16 protein-coding genes and 2 pseudogenes are annotated in these 16,674 nt (G+C 71.3%); 11 read left to right on the forward strand and 7 right to left on the reverse strand.

The window, feature by feature from the left end; translation table 11 throughout:
* Positions 1-22 precede the first annotated feature (22 nt).
* The 6 genes and pseudogenes from pdxR (at position 23) to OG735_RS05935 (ending at position 4,630) form a co-directional block, all read left to right on the forward strand.
* Positions 23-1,478 (forward strand): annotated as a pseudogene (gene pdxR / locus OG735_RS05910) (MocR-like pyridoxine biosynthesis transcription factor PdxR).
* A 141-nt stretch (positions 1,479-1,619) separates the two neighbouring features.
* Positions 1,620-1,856 (forward strand): annotated as a pseudogene (locus tag OG735_RS05915) (alkaline phosphatase D family protein); the annotation flags it as partial.
* 110 nt (positions 1,857-1,966) lie between these two features.
* The gene (locus OG735_RS05920; protein WP_327322075.1) at positions 1,967-2,389 is read left to right on the forward strand and encodes a hypothetical protein; all 423 of its coding nucleotides are present in this window, start codon (positions 1,967-1,969) and stop codon (positions 2,387-2,389) included.
* The gene (locus OG735_RS05925) at positions 2,386-2,742 is read left to right on the forward strand and encodes a winged helix-turn-helix domain-containing protein (RefSeq protein WP_327322076.1); all 357 of its coding nucleotides are present in this window, start codon (positions 2,386-2,388) and stop codon (positions 2,740-2,742) included. Before OG735_RS05920 ends, OG735_RS05925 begins: the two co-directional genes overlap by 4 nt.
* Positions 2,743-2,770: 28 nt before the next feature.
* Positions 2,771-3,082, forward strand: coding sequence for a hypothetical protein (locus tag OG735_RS05930; protein WP_327322077.1), 312 nt, complete (start codon positions 2,771-2,773; stop codon positions 3,080-3,082).
* Between the two features lie 138 nt (positions 3,083-3,220).
* Positions 3,221-4,630 carry a GNAT family N-acetyltransferase gene (locus OG735_RS05935; RefSeq protein WP_327322078.1) on the forward strand — a complete coding sequence of 470 codons (1,410 nt, stop codon included), beginning with the start codon at positions 3,221-3,223 and terminating at the stop codon, positions 4,628-4,630.
* Here OG735_RS05935 and OG735_RS05940 read toward each other — a convergent pair.
* Positions 4,566-5,765, reverse strand: a complete 1,200-nt coding sequence (locus OG735_RS05940; RefSeq protein WP_327322079.1) for a trans-sulfuration enzyme family protein — start codon at positions 5,763-5,765, stop codon at positions 4,566-4,568. The genes OG735_RS05935 and OG735_RS05940 overlap by 65 nt on opposite strands.
* Before the next feature lie 59 nt (positions 5,766-5,824).
* Between OG735_RS05940 and OG735_RS05945 the strand changes: the two genes are divergently transcribed.
* Both OG735_RS05945 and OG735_RS05950 read left to right on the forward strand, forming a co-directional pair.
* Positions 5,825-6,319, forward strand: a complete 495-nt coding sequence (locus OG735_RS05945) for an Lrp/AsnC family transcriptional regulator (protein WP_327322080.1) — start codon at positions 5,825-5,827, stop codon at positions 6,317-6,319.
* An 81-nt stretch (positions 6,320-6,400) separates the two neighbouring features.
* Positions 6,401-8,083, forward strand: coding sequence for a DUF885 domain-containing protein (locus OG735_RS05950; RefSeq protein WP_327322081.1), 1,683 nt, complete (start codon positions 6,401-6,403; stop codon positions 8,081-8,083).
* Positions 8,084-8,530: 447 nt separating this feature from the next.
* Here the strand turns inward: OG735_RS05950 and OG735_RS05955 are convergent, their stop codons facing one another.
* Entirely contained in the window at positions 8,531-9,013 is a 483-nt protein-coding gene (locus OG735_RS05955; protein ID WP_327322082.1) for a rhodanese-like domain-containing protein, read from the reverse strand.
* Positions 9,014-9,107: 94 nt separating this feature from the next.
* Here OG735_RS05955 and OG735_RS05960 point away from each other — a divergent pair, with 94 nt between their 5' ends.
* Positions 9,108-9,554 (forward strand): Lrp/AsnC family transcriptional regulator, encoded by a 447-nt coding sequence (locus tag OG735_RS05960; RefSeq protein WP_327322083.1) that lies wholly within the window; start codon positions 9,108-9,110, stop codon positions 9,552-9,554.
* Here OG735_RS05960 and OG735_RS05965 read toward each other — a convergent pair.
* From OG735_RS05965 to OG735_RS05975, 3 genes are read right to left on the reverse strand one after another with little or no spacing between them, the layout of a single operon-like run.
* Positions 9,544-12,798 (reverse strand): SMC family ATPase, encoded by a 3,255-nt coding sequence (locus OG735_RS05965; protein ID WP_327322084.1) that lies wholly within the window; start codon positions 12,796-12,798, stop codon positions 9,544-9,546. The genes OG735_RS05960 and OG735_RS05965 overlap by 11 nt on opposite strands.
* Positions 12,795-13,961, reverse strand: a complete 1,167-nt coding sequence (locus tag OG735_RS05970; RefSeq protein ID WP_327322085.1) for an exonuclease SbcCD subunit D — start codon at positions 13,959-13,961, stop codon at positions 12,795-12,797. The genes OG735_RS05965 and OG735_RS05970 overlap by 4 nt, the downstream gene beginning before the upstream one ends.
* A 42-nt stretch (positions 13,962-14,003) precedes the next feature.
* Entirely contained in the window at positions 14,004-14,630 is a 627-nt protein-coding gene (locus OG735_RS05975) for a YigZ family protein (protein WP_327322086.1), read from the reverse strand.
* 62 nt (positions 14,631-14,692) lie between these two features.
* Here OG735_RS05975 and OG735_RS05980 point away from each other — a divergent pair, with 62 nt between their 5' ends.
* Together OG735_RS05980 and OG735_RS05985 are read left to right on the forward strand one after the other, a co-directional pair.
* The gene (locus tag OG735_RS05980) at positions 14,693-15,100 is read left to right on the forward strand and encodes a CoA-binding protein (protein WP_327322087.1); all 408 of its coding nucleotides are present in this window, start codon (positions 14,693-14,695) and stop codon (positions 15,098-15,100) included.
* Positions 15,018-15,425 (forward strand): AAC(3) family N-acetyltransferase, encoded by a 408-nt coding sequence (locus OG735_RS05985; protein ID WP_327322088.1) that lies wholly within the window; start codon positions 15,018-15,020, stop codon positions 15,423-15,425. The genes OG735_RS05980 and OG735_RS05985 overlap by 83 nt, the downstream gene beginning before the upstream one ends.
* 19 nt (positions 15,426-15,444) lie before the next feature.
* Here the strand turns inward: OG735_RS05985 and OG735_RS05990 are convergent, their stop codons facing one another.
* The gene (locus OG735_RS05990) at positions 15,445-16,008 is read right to left on the reverse strand and encodes a YbaK/EbsC family protein (RefSeq protein WP_327322089.1); all 564 of its coding nucleotides are present in this window, start codon (positions 16,006-16,008) and stop codon (positions 15,445-15,447) included.
* 44 nt (positions 16,009-16,052) lie between these two features.
* Positions 16,053-16,625, reverse strand: a complete 573-nt coding sequence (locus OG735_RS05995) for a helix-turn-helix domain-containing protein (protein WP_327322090.1) — start codon at positions 16,623-16,625, stop codon at positions 16,053-16,055.
* Positions 16,626-16,674: the final 49 nt, after the last annotated feature.

Here is a 16,674-nt window from a genome sequence, read left to right on the forward strand (position 1 = left end):
GTCCGGTTTAAGGTCCACTTTCATGACGCCATCGGGGACCAATCCGGCGACGGGCGAGCCGTCCCGAGGCGAGTCGTGGAACGCCGCCTGGGAACTGTTGCTGCCCGCGGCCGCCGCTCCGGCCCGGCAGCGCGGACGCGCGTTGCAGTCGGCGCTGCGCGAGGCGGTCAGGTCGGGACGGCTGGGCGCGGGAACGCGGCTGCCCTCCAGCCGTGAGCTCGCCACCGATCTGGGCGTCTCGCGCGGTACTGGTCACCGAGGCGTACGAGCAGCTGACGGCGGAGGGCTACCTGCGCAGCGGCCGGGGCGCAGGAACCTGGGTCGGGGGCGCGGCGCGGCCCGCCGTGCGCGGAGTGCGGGACCTGGCGCCACGCGCTCCCGGTGCGCGCGTGGACTTCCGCCCCGGGACGCCCGATCTCTCGCTCTTCCCGCGCGCCGCGTGGGCCGCCGCGCACAAGTCCGTGCTCGCGCGGCTGCCGCATCGCGCGCTGGGCTATCCCGATCCGCGCGGGCTGCCGGAGCTGCGCACCGCGCTGGCCTCGTTGCTCACCCGGCGGCGCGGCGTCGTGGCCGATCCGGAATGCCTGGTGGTGTGTTCGGGCGTGGCGCAGGCGATGACGCTGCTCGGATTCGTACTGCATGGACACGGACTGCGAACGGTGGGGGTCGAGGACCCCGGGAGCCACGAGCACGGAGCGCTGTTCTCGGCGGCCGGTCTGGACATGACCGCGTTGTCGCTCGACGGCGAGGGGCTGGCGACCGGGCCGCTCGAGGGCTCCGGTGTACGTGCGGTGGTGACGACACCTGCCCACCAGTTCCCGACCGGAATCGCCTACTCCGCGCAGCGTCGCACCGAACTCCTCGACTGGGCGCGCGCCGTGGACGGTCTGATCGTGGAGGACGACTACGACGGCGACTTCCGCTACGACCGGGCTCCCGTCGGAGCGCTGCAGGGTCTCGACCCGGAGCGCGTCGCGTACACCGGGTCGGTGAGCAAGTCGCTGGCACCGGGGCTGCGGCTGGGCTGGCTGCTCGTACCCTCCCGTCTGGCGGACGAGGTCGTCGAACGCAAACGCACCATGGATCTCGGCAACCCGGCCCTGGACCAGGCGCTCCTTGCCGACTTCATCGGCCACGGCGGTTACGACCGGCAGCTCCGTCGCTGCCAGCGTGCCTACCGGGAGCGGCGCGACGCGCTCGTCGGCGCCCTCACGGACCACTTCCCCGGCACCGAGGTCAGCGGTATCGCCGCCGGTCTGCACATCATCGCGCGGCTGCCCGAGCGGTACGGCCCCGAGCCGCGATTCCTGGACCTTGCGGCACGGTCCGGGGTGGCGGTACGCCCGCTGGCCGACTACATGGCGGCCGACGAGGGGGACGCCGGAGTGCGGCTGGTCCTCGGGTACGCGCATCTGGCGCCGACCGATATCGAGCGCGGCGTGCGGCTGATGGCGGAGGCGGTGCGGAAGGCGCTGTGAAGTGCCTCGGTCCTGCGGGCCGTTGGACGGTCCTCGTACGCCGCGCAGGGCGGGTTGTTCACCCGGGGTTCGCGTGGCGGCCGCAGCCGGGCAGTAGGCATGGCACGGCACACCGGCCCGAGCTGCCCTGGAGGCACAGCGATGTCACACAGCCCGCGGATACCCTCCCCCGACCGCCGTTCCGTTCTGCGCGGCACGGTCGCCGCCTCGGCGGCACTGGCTCTGCCCGCGATGGGAGCGGCGCCCGCGCTCCCGCTGTCCGGCCGCCCGCGCGCCGCATGGGGTGTGCAGACCGGCGATGTGACCTCCTCCTCCGGTCTGGTGTGGGTGCGCTCCGACCGGCCCGCCCGGATGATCGTGGAGACGCTGCGGGCAGAGGGCGGAACGGTCCTGTTCAGCAAGGTGCTTCAGCCCGGGCGTGTGGGGCAGTAGGACACGCGCCCGGCACTTACTTGCCACTATGGAAAGTAAATGCCATTCTCGCAAGTATGAGTGAACAGACGGATGCCGCGGCGGCGTTGAAGCGCGCGAAGCTCGCGGAGAGCGCCACACGCCGCCGCGGAAGCGGTTGGTACGCGCGGTATCTCGTCGTCTTCGCCGCCGGCCAACTGGTGCTGGTACCGATGGCGGTGCTGTGGCAAGGGCGGTCCGCGGCACTCGTCTTCGCGGTCATCAATGCCGTGCTCGTCGGGGGGCTCAGCATGTACGCAGCCCGGCAGCGCGTCATCCGCCGGGGGTTCGGCGCCCGGCACGGCACGCTGATCGGCTCCTGGGCGGTGGCCTACTCCCTCACCGTCGCGCTCAGCGTCTCCGCCTTCGAGGGCAGCGTGGTCTTCGCGGTGATCGGAGCCCTGTGGTGCGCGCTGCCGCCGGCGGTCGGTGCCTGGCAGGAGAATCGACGGTCGGCATGACGAAGAGAACGCAGCAGACCGGGAACGACGGGAAGGCCGAGAACGCCGGGAAAGAGACGCGTACGCATCCGCGCCACGCGCTCGCCCCGCTGCTCACCTCGCCCGTCCGGCTGTCGATCGTGGCGGCCCTGGCACCGCTGGACAAGGCCGAGTTCGGGTTTGTGCGCGACCTGGTCGAGGTCACCGACTCGACGCTGTCCAAGCAGGTCGCGGCTCTCGAGGAAGCCGGCTGGGTCGGGGTGGACAAGGGCAGGGTGGGGCGGCGGGCGCGGACCTGGCTGTCTCTGACGCACGAGGGGCGCGCCGTATACCGGCGGCATCTGGACGCGCTACGGGCCATAGCCGGCACCTGACCGATCGCCCCGGCCCAAGGAGGTGGCCGTGCCGGTCCGGCTCGGCACGGTGATGTCCAACCGGCCGGCCGAGTCCGCCCGTACGACCGCCGCGACCGGTGCGTACGCGACGACCTGGTCCGTTCTCGCCGCCGCGCTGCCGGGACTGCGGACCGCCGGGGCACCCTCGCGCGGGTCGGCAGAGATACGTGCGGTGGCCGCAGACCGCGTCGAGCGCTGCGGCGCGGCCGTCACAACGACAGCGGGGCCGGCCGGCGGCGGAACGGCGGACACACCTGGGCTCGCGGCCTCGCCGGTCGCGGTGGCTCATCCCAGCTGGTCACCGGCGCATCCCGGCTGATGGCCGCGCCGCGACAGGGAAGCGATCACTCCACGCCAGGAACGGCGAAAATCGGCCTATAGCAGTCCAGATTGATGCTTAACCCGTCAGTCACAAAGCGTTCGTGATCACGCAACACCGTTCGGTCACAGTGATGGCATGACAGATGTGACTTCTGCGAAGAGTGCCCGCCGCCCACACCACTGGCGGCGGGATCTCGTCGAACTGGCAGCCATGTTCACCGCCGTCGCGGTCGCCGACGCCATCGCGAACATGATCGGGCACGGGCCGGACGGCCCGTTCCTGCTCATCGCCTCAGCCGTGGCCCTCGTCGCCACGGCCGCCTTCCACACATGGTGGGCACGACACCACAGTCATGCCCCTCCGACGGACAGTACGGACAGCATCGACGTCATGGGAGATGCCGGGGTGGCGGTGTCCTCCGCGACCGGGGCCGCGGCACGGGGCGAGCTGAACGAGACGGCGCTTTGGCGGATGCGGACCACTGTGCGGGACACACCCGGCAGCCTGGCCGCACTGTGCATCGCCCTCGCACAATACCGGGTCGACATCCTCACCCTCCAGACCCATCCGCTGGCCGAGGGCACGGTGGACGAGTTCCTGCTGCGCGCCCCCGCGTCCCTGCAGGCGCAGCAGCTCACCCGGGAGATCTCCGGGGCGGGCGGCAGCAACACCTGGATCGAGCGGGCCGACGCCCACGATCTCGTCGACACCCCCACCCGGGTGCTGGGCCTCGCCACCCGTACCGCCCTTGACGCGGCCGAACTGCCGCTGGCACTGCGCCAGTTGCTCGGCCGCTGCACGATCCATTCGCTGCCTCCGGTCTCGCTGACAGGCCGGCCCACCGGAGAGATTCCGCCGGTGGAAGGCGTGCTGGAGGAGACGGTGATGCGGCTGCGCGACCCGAACGGTGGAGCCATCACCGTCGAACGGCCCTATCTTCCGTTCACGCCCACCGAGTTCGCACGGGCCCGCGCCCTGGTGGAACTGGACGCGCGCCTCGGTCCCCGTATCCCGCGCAGCCAGGACGTCCTCACCCTCCCCGAGGGCAACGAGATCACCGTGCGCCGCGTCGACCAGGGCGACGTCGAAGCCGCCGTGGCGATGCACGACCGCTGCTCCGAGCGCACCCTGAGCATGCGCTACCACGGCCCGGTCGGCGACGCCGACCGCTACCTCAACCACCTGCTCAGCCCGCGTTTCGGCCGCACCCTCGCCGTCCAGACCGCCTCCGGCCGTCTCGTCGCCCTCGGACATCTCCTCTGGGACGGGGACGAGACCGAGGTCGCGCTGCTCGTCGAGGACGAATGGCAGGGCCGCGGCATCGGATCGGAGCTGCTCGGCCGACTGGTCGCCCTCGCTGTCGAGGCGGGCTGCGGCAGCGTCTACGCCGTCACCCGTTCCTCCAACACCGCGATGGTGGCTGCCATGCGCGCCCTGAACCTGCCGCTCGACTACCAGATCGAGGAGGGCACGCTGGTCATCACCGCCCGACTTGACGCGACTCCCGTACGCGCGCTGTTTCCGTACGAACAGGCTGAGCGCTGAGGGCCTCGGTCAGATCACGCCATAGATCCTCCACGTCCTCAAGACCGACCGACATCCGCAGCAGCCGGTCGCTGACGCCCGCCGAGTGCCGGTCTCCCTCAGCCACGATGCGGTGGCTGATGGAGGCCGGGTGCTGGATCAGGCTGTCGACGCTGCCGAGACTGACCGCCGGCGTGATCAGCCGCACGGCCGAGATCACGCTCCGCGGGTCCCCGTACACCTCGAAGGAGACCATCGCCCCGCCCACGCTCGGATAGTGGACTCGGGCGATCCGCGGGTCGGCGGCCAGCCGGCGGGCCAGGTCGGCCGCCGTGGTGGATGCGGCCCGTACCCGTACCGGCAGCGTGGACAGTCCACGCAGCAGCAGATATCCGGCCATCGGATGCAGGACGCCGCCGGTCGCGAACCGCACCTGCCGGAGGCTTCGGGCGAACTCCTCGTCGCAGGCCACCACTCCGCCCATCACATCGCCGTGCCCGCCCAGGTACTTGGTCGCGCTGTGCAGCACGATCCGCGCCCCGTGCTCCACCGGCCGCTGCAGCACAGGCGTGGCGAAGGTGTTGTCGACGAGCAGCGGCACGGAGCCGCAGGCGTGCCGAACGGCTCGCAGATCGACCTCGGCGAGCGTCGGGTTGGCGGGCGTCTCCACCATCACAAGGCCGGTTTCCGGCCGGATCGCCTCCGCGATGCCCGCGGGGTCGGTCCAGGTCACCTCGGTCCCGAGCAGCCCCGCGTTCAGCAGATGGTCGCTGCACCCGTACAACGGCCGGACCGCGACCACGTGACGCAGCCCCATGCTCGCCCGTACCAGCAGTACGGCGGTGAGCGCGGCCATCCCGCTGGCGAAGGCGACCGCGCTCTCGGCTCCTTCCAGCCTGGCGAGCGCTGTCTCGAAACGGGCCGTGGTCGGGTTGTCGAGCCGGGCGTAGACCGGCGGTCCCTCCAGTCGCGCGCCGGTGGCGGCGAAGCCGTCGATACGCTCGGCCTCACCTGCGGCGTCGTACGACGGGTAGGTGGTGGACAGGTCCAGCGGCGGGGCGTGCACGCCGAGCTCTGCGAGGTCCTCGCGTCCGGCGTGTACTGCTTCGGTGGCCAGGGCCCGGGGTGCGGGGGTGACCGAGGCTGCGTTCTCCATGCCCGCACTCTGAACACCTACCGGGAGGTAATGGCCAAGGGTCGTGTTACGTTCGGCGAATGGCTGAATCTGTCGCACTCGACCCGGTGGATCTGCACATACTCCGCCTGCTGCAGAACGACGCCCGGACCACCTATCGCGAGCTGGCTGCGGAGGTCGGAGTGGCGCCGTCCACCTGCCTGGACCGGGTGACCAGGCTGCGCCGCTCCGGCGTGATCCTCGGGCATCGGCTGGCCCTGGATCCCGCCCGGCTGGGGCGCGGGCTGCAGGCGCTCCTCTCCGTGCAGGTCCGGCCGCACCGGCGGGAACTGATCGGTCCGTTCGTGGAACGGATCCGCGCGCTGCCCGAATCCCGGGCGCTGTTCCATCTCACCGGCCCCGACGACTATCTGGTGCATGTGGCCGTGATGGACACGGCCGATCTGCAACGTCTGGTGGTGGACGAGTTCACCTCACGGCGAGAAGTCGCCAGGGTCGAGACGCGACTGATCTTCCAGCAGTGGGACTGCGGCCCGCTGCTGCCTCCGATGCCGGTCGGCGCCCAGGATCATTGACAGGGCACTGACAGGCCACCGACAGGCGACTGAGATCCAATGATGGTGACGCGGAGGCCTCAGTCGTATGAGGATGTGCGCATGCCAGTCACTTCCAGCAGCGCGCTGCCACGACAGGTCGCCGACTCCTACGTCGACGCACTCATCGAACTCGACCCGACCATCGGCACGTATCTGGGACTCAAGGAGAGCTCGGGCCTCCTTCCCGACTACTCACCAGCCGGTCAGGAGGCTTTCGCCGAACTCGCTCGCGAGACACTCGCCAGGCTGGACGATGCCGAGAAGCTGCCGGCCGCGGAGAGCGATGCGGAACGGCGCTGCGGCCGGCTGTTGCGAGAGCGGCTGACAGCGGAACTCGCCGTGCACGAAACCGATGAAGGTCTGCGCACGGTGAGCAATATGCGCTCGCCGGTGCACACGGTGCGCGAGGTGTTCACCGTGACGCCGACGCAGACCGATGAGGACTGGGCGGCCGTGGCGCAGCGGCTGCGGGCGGTGCCGCGCGCCCTGGAGGGCTACCGCGCCTCGCTGGCGCTGGGACTCGAGCGGAAGCTGCTGGGCGGCCCCCGCGCAACCCGGACCAATATCGACCAGATGACCGAGTGGCTCGGCACGGATCGCAGCTGGTTCGAGGAGTTCGCGGCGGGCGGCCCCCTCACGCTCCGCACCGAGCTCGACGAGGCGGCCCGCAGTGCGACCGGGGCACTTGCGGATCTGCGCGACTGGATGCGCGATGTCTACGCCCCCGCCGTGGCGGACGCGCCCGACACGGTGGGCCGCGAGCGCTACGCCCGCTGGTCGCGCTACTTCAACGGCACCGACCTCGACCTCGACGAGGCCTACGCATACGGCTGGTCCGAGTATCACCGGCTGCTGGCCGAGATGAAGACCGAGGCGGACAAGATCCTTCCGGGCGCGGGGCCCTGGGAGGCGCTTGCGCACCTCGACGAGCACGGTGAGCACATCGAGGGTGTCGAGGAGGTGCGGGCCTGGCTGCAGAAGATCATGGACGAGGCGATCGAGGCGCTGGACGGCACGCACTTCGAACTGGCCGAACGGGTACGGAAGGTGGAGTCCCGGATCGCTCCGTCGGGCGGCGCGGCGGCGCCGTACTACACCGGCCCGTCCGAAGACTTCAGCCGCCCCGGCTGTACCTGGCTGCCGACCATGGGCGCCACGCGTTTCCCCGTGTACGACCTGGTGTCGACCTGGTACCACGAGGGCGTTCCCGGCCACCATCTGCAGATCGCGCAATGGGTGCATGTCGCGGACCAGCTCTCCCGCTACCAGGCGACGATCGGCGGGGTCAGCGCCAACGCCGAGGGCTGGGCGCTGTACGCGGAGCGGCTGATGGACGAACTGGGCTTCCTGCCCGACCCGGAGCGCAGGCTGGGCTATCTGGACGCGCAGATGATGCGGGCATGCCGGGTGATCGTGGACATCGGCATGCATCTGGAGCTGGAGATCCCGGCGGACTCGCCGTTCCACCCGGGCGAGCGCTGGACACCGGCTCTGGGGCAGGAGTTCTTCGGCAGCCACAGCGGACGGCCGGCGGACTTCGTGGAGAGCGAGCTGACGCGGTATCTGTCCGTTCCGGCACAGGCGATCGGCTACAAGCTGGGTGAGCGGGCGTGGCTGCTGGGCCGGGAGAACGCGCGCAAGGCACACGGCGACGCGTTCGACGCGAAGGCCTGGCACATGGCGGCTCTGTCGCAGGGCTCGCTGGGCCTGGACGATCTGGTCGACGAGCTGTCGAAGCTCTGACAGCGGACGGCCGAAGTCGCGTACGGCCCGCCGCGTCGGCCGGGCTCAGCCGAATGGCATGAGCCCGGCCACCGTCGGCCCGTGCGGCGGCGACGGGGAGCCGGTACGCGGTGGGCGCATCGCTGGACGTGGCGCCGCCGGCGGACGCCCCGCGCCAGGACGAGGTGCTGGAGTTCGCCGCGCGTCTGGAGGCGGCGGACCTGCCGAGCGCGATCGTGGTCGGCGTCGCGGGGGCGTGCGAGCGGGCGACATCGGCGGTGACGGCTGGGCGGTCGTCGAGGGCGATACGGCCCGGGCGAGCGGGCATTACGCGTGCGACAACGACGCCGTACTCGATGTCGTCCTGCGGGCGGCACGTCCGGTGCCGACTCCAGCGCATCGGACGCCCTGTTCCCGCTCCCGTACCCGTCCGTCGTGCGGTGGGAGATTTCGGGTCGCGGGTCCGGATCAGCAGCCGCAGTTGTCCGAGTCGAGAGGCGCGGTCAGCGGGTCGGCGTCGCGCTTGCGGCTGCCCTCCCAGGTCTCGAACTCGAAGCCCTCACGGGCCCAGTACTCGAAACCACCGAGCATCTCCTTCACCTGGTAGCCGAGTTCGGCGAGGGCCAGAGCCGCGCGCGTCGCTCCGTTGCAGCCGGGGCCCCAGCAGTACGTGACGACCGGCACCGACTTGTCCAGCAGCTGCTCGGCCTGCTCGGCGATCAGGGCGGTCGGCAGATGGACCGCACCGGGCACGTGCCCCTGGTCCCAGGACTCGGTGGAGCGGGAGTCGAGGACCACGAAACCCGGGTCGCCGCCGGCCGCCAGCGCCGAGGCGACATCGGAGACATCGGCGTGAAAGGCCAGGCCGGCCGCGAAGTAGGCGGCGGCTGCCGCGGGCGAGGCCGGCGGCACGCGGAGGACGGGGTTCGTGGCGAGCTGCGTCGTAGTCATGACCGAAAATCTACGGTCGGGGACCGTTTCCCTGAAGTGAGATCTCCCGGAACATGTCTTGATCGGCCGGGGATTTCCCTGCTATTTCTCGAGCATGACCGGATTTTCACCGGACGCCACGGATTGGCGCATCCTCGAAGCCCTGCAGAGCCGGGGCCGGGCCAGCTTCGCCGAGCTGGCCAGGGTCGTCTCCATGTCGTCGAGCGCCGTGACCGAGCGGATCCGCAGGCTGGAGGAGGCCGGGGTGATATCCGGATACACCGCGGTGGTGGAGCAGGAGCGGCTCGGGCTCCCCATCCTCGCGTTCGTACGACTCCGCTACCCGAACGGCAATTACAAGCCGTTCCACGATCTGCTGGAGACCACGCCCGAGATCCTCGAGGCCCACCATGTGACGGGCGACGACTGCTTCGTACTCAAGGTCGCCACCCGCTCGATGAACCACCTCGAGGAGGTCTCCGGAAAGATCGGCGCACTCGGCTCGGTGACGACGAGCGTCGTCTATTCCTCTCCACTGCCGCGCCGGGCGATCAGCCGCTGAGCGGCGCGGCACGCAGCCGCACCGCCGAGCCGTGCCGTTCCTTGACGACCTCCAGCTGGGCGGGGATCCGTCGGCGCAGATCGGCGACATGGCTGACGATGCCGACGCTGCGATCCCGCTCGCGCAGCGAGTCGAGCACGTCGAGCACCTCGTCCAGGGTCTGGTCGTCCAGGCTGCCGAAGCCCTCGTCGATGAAGAGGGTGTCCAGCTGTACGCCGCCGGCCTCGCCGGTGACGACGTCGGCGAGACCGAGCGCGAGCGCGAGCGAGGCGAAGAAAGTCTCGCCGCCGGAGAGGGTCGACGTGTCACGCTCACTGCCGGTCCAGGCGTCGACGACATGCAGTCCGAGTCCGGAACGCTTGCCGCCGGCCCGGGCGTCTGAGTGCACCAGGGTGTAGCGGCCGGACGACATGCGCTGCAGCCGTACGGTGGCGGCGGCCGCGACCTGTTCGAGGCGGGCCGCCAGGACGTACGACTCGAGGCGCATCTTGCGCTCATTGTCTGCGGAGGTACCCGCGGTGAGTCCGGCGAGGCGGGCCACCCGGTCGTACTCCTCGCGCAGCGGGCCGAGCCTGCGGACTTCCAGCACGGCCTGCCGGGAGAGCCGGGCGAGCTCCGCGCACCGGTCGCGGGCCGCGGCGAGCCCGGACGCGGCGTCGCGCAGAGCACGCTCGGCGGCGTCATGGGCGGCCCGAGCGGCTTCGGGGTCGGCGGCGCCGTGCTCGGCGGCGCTCCGGGTGTCCGCTTCGGCCAGCCGGTCGGCGACCGCGGCGGCCTCGGTCTGCCAGGCGTCGATCCGATGTTGGAGGTCACGCTGCTGCGCGTCGCCGAGCAGCGCGGCGGCCGCGGCGCTCGGTGTGTCGAACCCGGCCCGGAACGCCGCGTCGGCCAGCCGGTCGTCGGCCTCCTTCAGTCGCTGCTCGGTGGCGTCGGCAGACCGTACGGCCTCGGCCGCCTCGACGAGCAGCCGCACCCGGCGCTCCAGCAGCGCGGAGTGCTCGGCGACGCTGCCCGTGCCGCCTCTGGCCCGGGCCAGTTCGCTTTCCAGCGCGGTCTGTTCGCGGTCGAGGGCTTCCCGCTGCGAAGTCCGCGCGGCGGCGCGCCGCTCGGCCTGCTGCTGCGCGCCAAGCCGCTCCTCACGCTCCCGCTCGGCCCGGTCGAGCGCCTCGCGGGCGGCGTGCATACCGGAGGCGAGGCTGTGCGCGTCGGTGTGTTTGCGCTCCAACTGCTCGACGAATACGCGGAGTTCACCGGCGTCGGGGTCGTCGCCATCGGCCGCCACGCCGGAACGCCGCACAGAGCTGCCGACCGTGTCCCGCCCATCAGCGGTCGCGGCCTCGGCACGCCCCACCCCGCCGCTCGTCGCATCGAGTTCCACGTCGCCGGAGCTTGGTTCGGCCTTCGCCCGGTCGAGCGCGTCGCCGGACCTCACCTCCGGGCCCTCCGGCTCCCCGGCCTCGACAGCCCGGCTGCCCGCGTCGCCCCGCGTTCCAGCCCCCGTCGGCGTGAGCCGCGCCGCCTCCCGTGCCGTCGTGAACGCCTCGCGTACCACCGCCAGTTCACGTTCGGCATCCGCCTTCGCCCCGTCCGCCCGTGCTGAGTCCTCGTACGCCGCTTCCTCCGCCGTACGGTCGACATGCCCGTCCCCGGCGCGGGCCGGCGCAGGGTGTTCCGCCGAGCCGCAGACCGCGCACGGCCGGCCCGTCACCAGCCCGGCTGCCAACTCCGCCGCGATGCCCCGCAGTCGGCGCTCCTTCAGGTCGAGCCAGCTCTCTCGCGCGCTGTTCGCGCGGTCGCGGGCAGTACGCAGCTGCTCCTCGGCCTGCTCGGTGCGCGCCCTGAGCCGGTCCCGTTCACATGCCGCCCGCAGCCTTCGGCGGGCCGGTTCGAGCTGTCCGGTCAGGTTCTCTGCGCGGGTGGCCGCCTCCTGCGACGCCACGATCCGCTCCTGGTGGCTTCGCCGGACGCCCTCCCAGCCGGACAGCCAGCCCGCCGCGTCCTGGATGATGTCGTCGTCCGCCCGGGCCTGGCGGTCCAGGTCCGCGCGTTCGCGGGCAATCTCCGCGCTCCGGCGCTCCGCGCGCCGGGCGGCTTCGAGGCCGCCCAGGTCCTGGCGCAGCTTTCGTTCGAGCCCCGCCAGCTGTTCCGCGCCGGCCTCCGCGAGGTCCGGCGGAAGTACGGACCGCGCACGCTCCCGTTCGGCGTCGGCGCTGCGGTGTTCCCGTTCGGCGTCGTCGCGCAGCCTCAGCGCGGGCCCCACCAGCTCCGCCTTGCGGGCCCGCTCCAGCCGGGCCCGAAGTTCTTCGCGTTCGGGGCGCCGCGTTTCGAGCGCCTCGGCCCGCTGCCGTGCGTCCTCGTACCGCTGCTGCAGCCGGGCGAGTTCACGCTCGGCGTCCAGGGCGTGCCGGGCGGCAGCCTGCCGGCTTTCCGTCGCGGCCAGCGCCCAGTCGGCGATGTCCAGCATTTCCCGCGCGCCCGCGCGGGCGACGGCCGCCCAGGCGAGGACGGCCGCGGCGAGCCCGGGGTCGCCCGGCTGCTGTTGCGGCGGCGGCCAGTCGCCGGCCGCCGCGCCCGCCGCCTGTTCCATCCGGTGGGCGATCGCGAGCAGCCGCTCGTCACCGGCGCGTACCTGCTGCTCGGCCACGCGCCGCTGTTCGGCGAGGCGTTCCTCGACGGCGGCGAAGCGGCGGGTGTCGAAGAGCCGTCCAAGTAGCTTGCCGCGCGCCTCGGCGTCGGCGCGCAGGAAGCGCGCGAAGTCTCCCTGGGGCAGCAGCACCACCTGGCAGAACTGGTCGCGGCTCATCCCGACCAGCTGGTTGATCTCCTCGCCGATCTCCTGGTGGGAGCGGCTCAGCGACTGCCACTCGCCGATCCCGGCGTCGTACTCGCGCAGCCAGCTCTGGGCCCGTTCGGTGGTGAAGCCCTTGCCGTTCTTCTTGCGACGCGGCTGGGCCGGACGGCGTTTGATCTCCAGTCGCCGTCCGCCCACGGTCAGTTCGACGCACACCTCGGTGGGGGTGCCGGCCGGGGCGTGGTCGCTGCGCAGCGAGGCACCAGGGCTCTGTCGTGCGCCCGGCACCGCCCCGTACAGCGCGAAGCAGACCGCGTCGAGGACGGAGGTCTTGCCGGCGCCGGTCGGTCCGTGCAGGAGGAAGATCCCGGCGGTGGACAGCGCGTCGAAGTCGATCTGCTGGCTGGAGCCGAAGGGGCCGAAAGCGGTGACAGTCAGCTGATGCAGTCTCACCGGGCCACCTCGCGCACACCCTCGTCCACCCGTACGTCGTCGAAGGCTCCGCGCAGCACGGTGCGTTCCCGGTCGTCGGGCCCGCTGCCGCCGCGCACATGAGCCACGAAGTCCTCCGCGATCTGCTGGTCGCTGCGTCCCTTCAGCCGCTGTGCGTACGAAGTGGCGGCGTCCCCGCCGGGGCGCTCCGGCTCGAAGACGAGGCTCAGGGTGTGCGGGAACCGCTCGGTGAGGCGCGCCATCGGTTCTGCCGGGCGCACCGGATCGGTGAGGGTCGCCTCGACGAACGACTGCTCGTGCCGGACCAACGCCGGATCGTCGAGCAGTGCTTCGAGCGTGCCGCGCAGCCGGGCGAGGCCGCGCGGCACCGGGCAGTCGATGCGCTCGGCGGTGAGTTCGCCCCGCGCCCCGAGGTCGATGAGCCACATCGTCTTGCGGTGATGGGCCTCCGAGAAGGAGTAGGCGAGCGGTGATCCGGAGTAGCGCACGCGCTCCGTGATGGTCTGGCAGCCGTGCAGATGTCCGAGTGCGGCATAGTCGACACCGCGGAACACGGCGGAGGGCACGGCGGAGACTCCTCCGACGGTGATGTCCCGCTCGCTGTCGCTCTCTTCGCCGCCCGCGACGAACGCATGCGCGAGGACCACGGACCGGGTGCCCTCCTCACGCGTCGCGAGATCGGCCCGTACGCGCTCCATCGCCGCGCCGAGTACGGCTTCGTGGCGCGCCTTCTCCGTCTTGAACTCGCCCTTCACCAGGGAGGGTTCGAGATACGGCAGCCCGTAGCAGGCCACCGCGCCGTGCGCGTCGCTCAGCAGCACGGGCGTGCCGCACCCCGCCGGATCGGTGCGCAGATGTATGCCGGCGCGCTCGATCAGCCCCGCGCCGACGCCGAGCCTGCGCGCCGAGTCGTGGTTCCCGGAGATCATCACGGTCGGCACGCCCGCGGCGGCCAGCCGGTGCAGCGCCTCGTCGAAGAGCTCAACTGCCGCCAGCGGCGGCACGGCCCGGTCATAGACATCTCCCGCGACCAGCACCGCGTCCACGTCGCGCTCGCGCACCGTCGCCACCAGGCGGTCGAGGAACGCGGCCTGGGCGTCGAGCAAGCTCACCCGGTGGAACGACCGTCCCAGATGCCAGTCCGACGTATGCAGGAATCTCATGATCCTCGAGAGTAACGGTGGGGTCGGACATCACAGGCGGCTTCAGGCATCTCCGTACGCTTCACCGCCGAGTTCCAGTCCCGCCGTCCCCGCCGTCGCGTCGGCCAGCCAGGAACGGAAACCGTCGATGTCGGCGTCCGGCAGCCCGATCTCCATGGTGACGGCCTCCGCGTACCGGACCTCGCGCACATCCCGCCCGGTCGCCCGCAGATCGTTCTCCAGCTTGCCCGCCCGCTGGTGGTCGACGGTGACGGTGGCCAGCCGGAAGCGCTGCCTGGTGAGAGTGCCGAGCGCGTCCAGGGCTTCGCCGACCGCTCCCCCGTACGCCCTGATCAGCCCGCCCGCACCGAGTTTCACACCGCCGTAGTAGCGGGTGACGACAGCGACGACATAACGGACTTCTCGCCGCATCAGCATCTGCAGCATGGGTACACCCGCCGTGCCGCCCGGTTCACCGTCGTCGCTCGCCTTCTGCACGGCGGCTTCGGCACCGATGACGTACGCGAAACAGTTGTGGGTGGCGGTCGGGTGCTCCTTGCGGATGCGTGCGACGAAGGCCTGCGCCTCCTCCTCGGTGGCGGCCGGGGCGAGCGCGCAGATGAAGCGCGATCTGTTGATCTCGGTCTCGTGCACGCCCTCGCGGGCGACCGTCCGGTACTGCTCCTGCATTCCGCCACCCTATGCGCCGCCCGGAGGGGAATGCTCCGCGCCGGCCGCCCGTTGACCCGGGCATGTACGCAGACGCAGAGACGATCCGCAGGATCCTGACCTCGACGGGTGACACCTGGGCGGTGGTCGGCCTGTCCAGCAACGAGACGCGGGCCGCGCACGGCGTCGCCGATGTCCTCCAGCGCTATGGCAAGCGCATCGTACCGGTGCACCCCAAGGCCGAGACGGTCCATGGTGAGCAGGGTTACGCCACGCTCGCCGACATCCCCTTCGAGGTCGATGTGGTCGATGTCTTCGTCAATTCCGGCCTGGCGGGTCCGGTGGCGGACGAGGCCGCCGCGATCGGCGCGAAGGCGGTCTGGTTCCAGCTGGGTGTGGTAGACGAGGATGCCTACGAGCGCACCCGCGCGGCCGGTCTCGACATGGTCATGGACCGCTGCCCGGCCATCGAGATCCCACGGCTCGGCTGAGAGCCCACCAGCGGGGTGGAGCCGCATTGAGCACGATCCACAGCGACCGGCGGCCGGCCGCGCAACTGGCCGGGCTGGGCCTCGAGCCCGGCGGCGTCCTGATGGTGCACGCGGCGCTGCGCACGGTGAGTACGAGGACGCGGATCTGGACGACAGCGATTTCGCCGCTCTCGGGACGGACTTCGAACGCGGCGCGAGCGGCGCAGGTTTACGGACGGGTCCGGTGGGTTCGGCGCACAGCCGACTGCTGGGGCTGGTCGACGCGGTCGACTTCTCGCAGGGGTGGCTGCGGGAGCACCGGACGGCGCGGGCGGTGCCGGAGTGAGCACCGCCGCGCCGGGGCTTCAAGAGGGCCCGACTCCCAGTCCCTCGACGAGGACGGCGTTCGGCAGCCCGGCGAAGGCCTTGCCCGGAAGGATCAGCTTTCCGCGCCGTCGCCCACTGCCGATCAGGACCCACTCCGTGTCGACGACGGCGGAGTCCACCAGGAGCGGCCAGTCGGCCGGCAGCCCGATCGGCGTGATCCCGCCGTACTCCATACCGGTCTCGCCGGTCGCGGTGTCCATGGAGGCGAACGAGGCTTTGCGCGCGCCCAGTTGCCGGCGTACGACGCCGTTGACGTCGATCCGCGTGCTGGAGAGGACGACGCAGGCGGCCAGCGTGGCCTCGCCTCCCCGCTTGCCCGCGACGACCACACAGTTCACCGACTCGTCGAGCAGCTCCTGCCCGTAGTGCTCCACGAAGACCGCGGTGTCCGCGATCTCCGGGTCGGTGTCGACGTAGATCAGTTGCTCGACGGGGACATCGCCGCACCGGCCGCGGACCGCGTCGGCGACCGGCGGGGGCAGTAGGCCGAGGCAGTCGGCGGCGGGCCGGGCGTCGTCGAGGTTCCCGATGGGGGCGCGCATGCGCGCAACGCTAACAGCCGTGCCCTCGCCCGCGATTGATCGTCTCAGCGTACGGGTGGGATGGAGACCGCCATGGTCATGTCGACCGTCTCGTCGCCGTCGTTGCGATAGGCGTGCGGGACGTTCGCCTCGAAGGTCGCGGAGGTCCCGGCCGGTACGGAGTGGGGCTCGCCGTCGACGACGAGGGTGAGCTCGCCCGCGGTGACATGAAGCAGCTCGACCGTCCCGTCGGGGTGCGGGTCGGAGGCGCTTTCGTCGCCCGGCATCAGCCGCCAGCCCCACAGTTCGAGCGGCCCACGGCGCTCGGTGCCGACCAGCAGAGTGGTGTAGCTGCCGGTCGAGGTGGACCACATGCGTACGGCCTGCTCCGGAGGTACGAGGCGGACCTGCGGACCCTGCTCGTAGTCGAGGAGCGTGGTGATGCTGACGCCGAGAGCGTCGGCGAGTTTCACTGTCGTCCCGACACTCGGATTTGTACGTGCCTGCTCGATCTGAATGATCATGCCGCGACTGACCCCCGCCCGAGCGGCGAGAGCGTCGAGCGTGAACCCCCGCTCGCCGCGCCAGCGTTTGAGATTTCGGGCGAGCGACTGCGTGAGCTGGTCGAGGTCCGACACATTCCGTCCAATATTCTGGATGACAGAGTTCAATAGACTGCACTACCGT

Source organism: Streptomyces sp. NBC_01210 (genome assembly GCF_036010325.1).
In the GTDB taxonomy this organism is placed as follows: Bacteria; Actinomycetota; Actinomycetes; order Streptomycetales; family Streptomycetaceae; genus Streptomyces.

Excerpts from the sequence above, each read along its gene's own strand:
- OG735_RS05920 (WP_327322075.1), top strand. The coding sequence starts at position 1,967 with ATGAGTGAACAGACGGATGCCGCGGCGGCGTTGAAGCGCGCGAAGCTC.
- OG735_RS05925 (WP_327322076.1), top strand. The coding sequence starts at position 2,386 with ATGACGAAGAGAACGCAGCAGACCGGGAACGACGGGAAGGCCGAGAAC.
- OG735_RS05935 (WP_327322078.1), top strand. The coding sequence starts at position 3,221 with ATGACAGATGTGACTTCTGCGAAGAGTGCCCGCCGCCCACACCACTGG.
- OG735_RS05940 (WP_327322079.1), bottom strand. The coding sequence starts at position 5,765 with ATGGAGAACGCAGCCTCGGTCACCCCCGCACCCCGGGCCCTGGCCACC.
- OG735_RS05945 (WP_327322080.1), top strand. The coding sequence starts at position 5,825 with ATGGCTGAATCTGTCGCACTCGACCCGGTGGATCTGCACATACTCCGC.
- OG735_RS05950 (WP_327322081.1), top strand. The coding sequence starts at position 6,401 with ATGCCAGTCACTTCCAGCAGCGCGCTGCCACGACAGGTCGCCGACTCC.
- OG735_RS05955 (WP_327322082.1), bottom strand. The coding sequence starts at position 9,013 with ATGACTACGACGCAGCTCGCCACGAACCCCGTCCTCCGCGTGCCGCCG.
- OG735_RS05960 (WP_327322083.1), top strand. The coding sequence starts at position 9,108 with ATGACCGGATTTTCACCGGACGCCACGGATTGGCGCATCCTCGAAGCC.
- OG735_RS05970 (WP_327322085.1), bottom strand. The coding sequence starts at position 13,961 with ATGAGATTCCTGCATACGTCGGACTGGCATCTGGGACGGTCGTTCCAC.
- OG735_RS05975 (WP_327322086.1), bottom strand. The coding sequence starts at position 14,630 with ATGCAGGAGCAGTACCGGACGGTCGCCCGCGAGGGCGTGCACGAGACC.
- OG735_RS05980 (WP_327322087.1), top strand. The coding sequence starts at position 14,693 with ATGTACGCAGACGCAGAGACGATCCGCAGGATCCTGACCTCGACGGGT.
- OG735_RS05985 (WP_327322088.1), top strand. The coding sequence starts at position 15,018 with ATGCCTACGAGCGCACCCGCGCGGCCGGTCTCGACATGGTCATGGACC.
- OG735_RS05990 (WP_327322089.1), bottom strand. The coding sequence starts at position 16,008 with ATGCGCGCCCCCATCGGGAACCTCGACGACGCCCGGCCCGCCGCCGAC.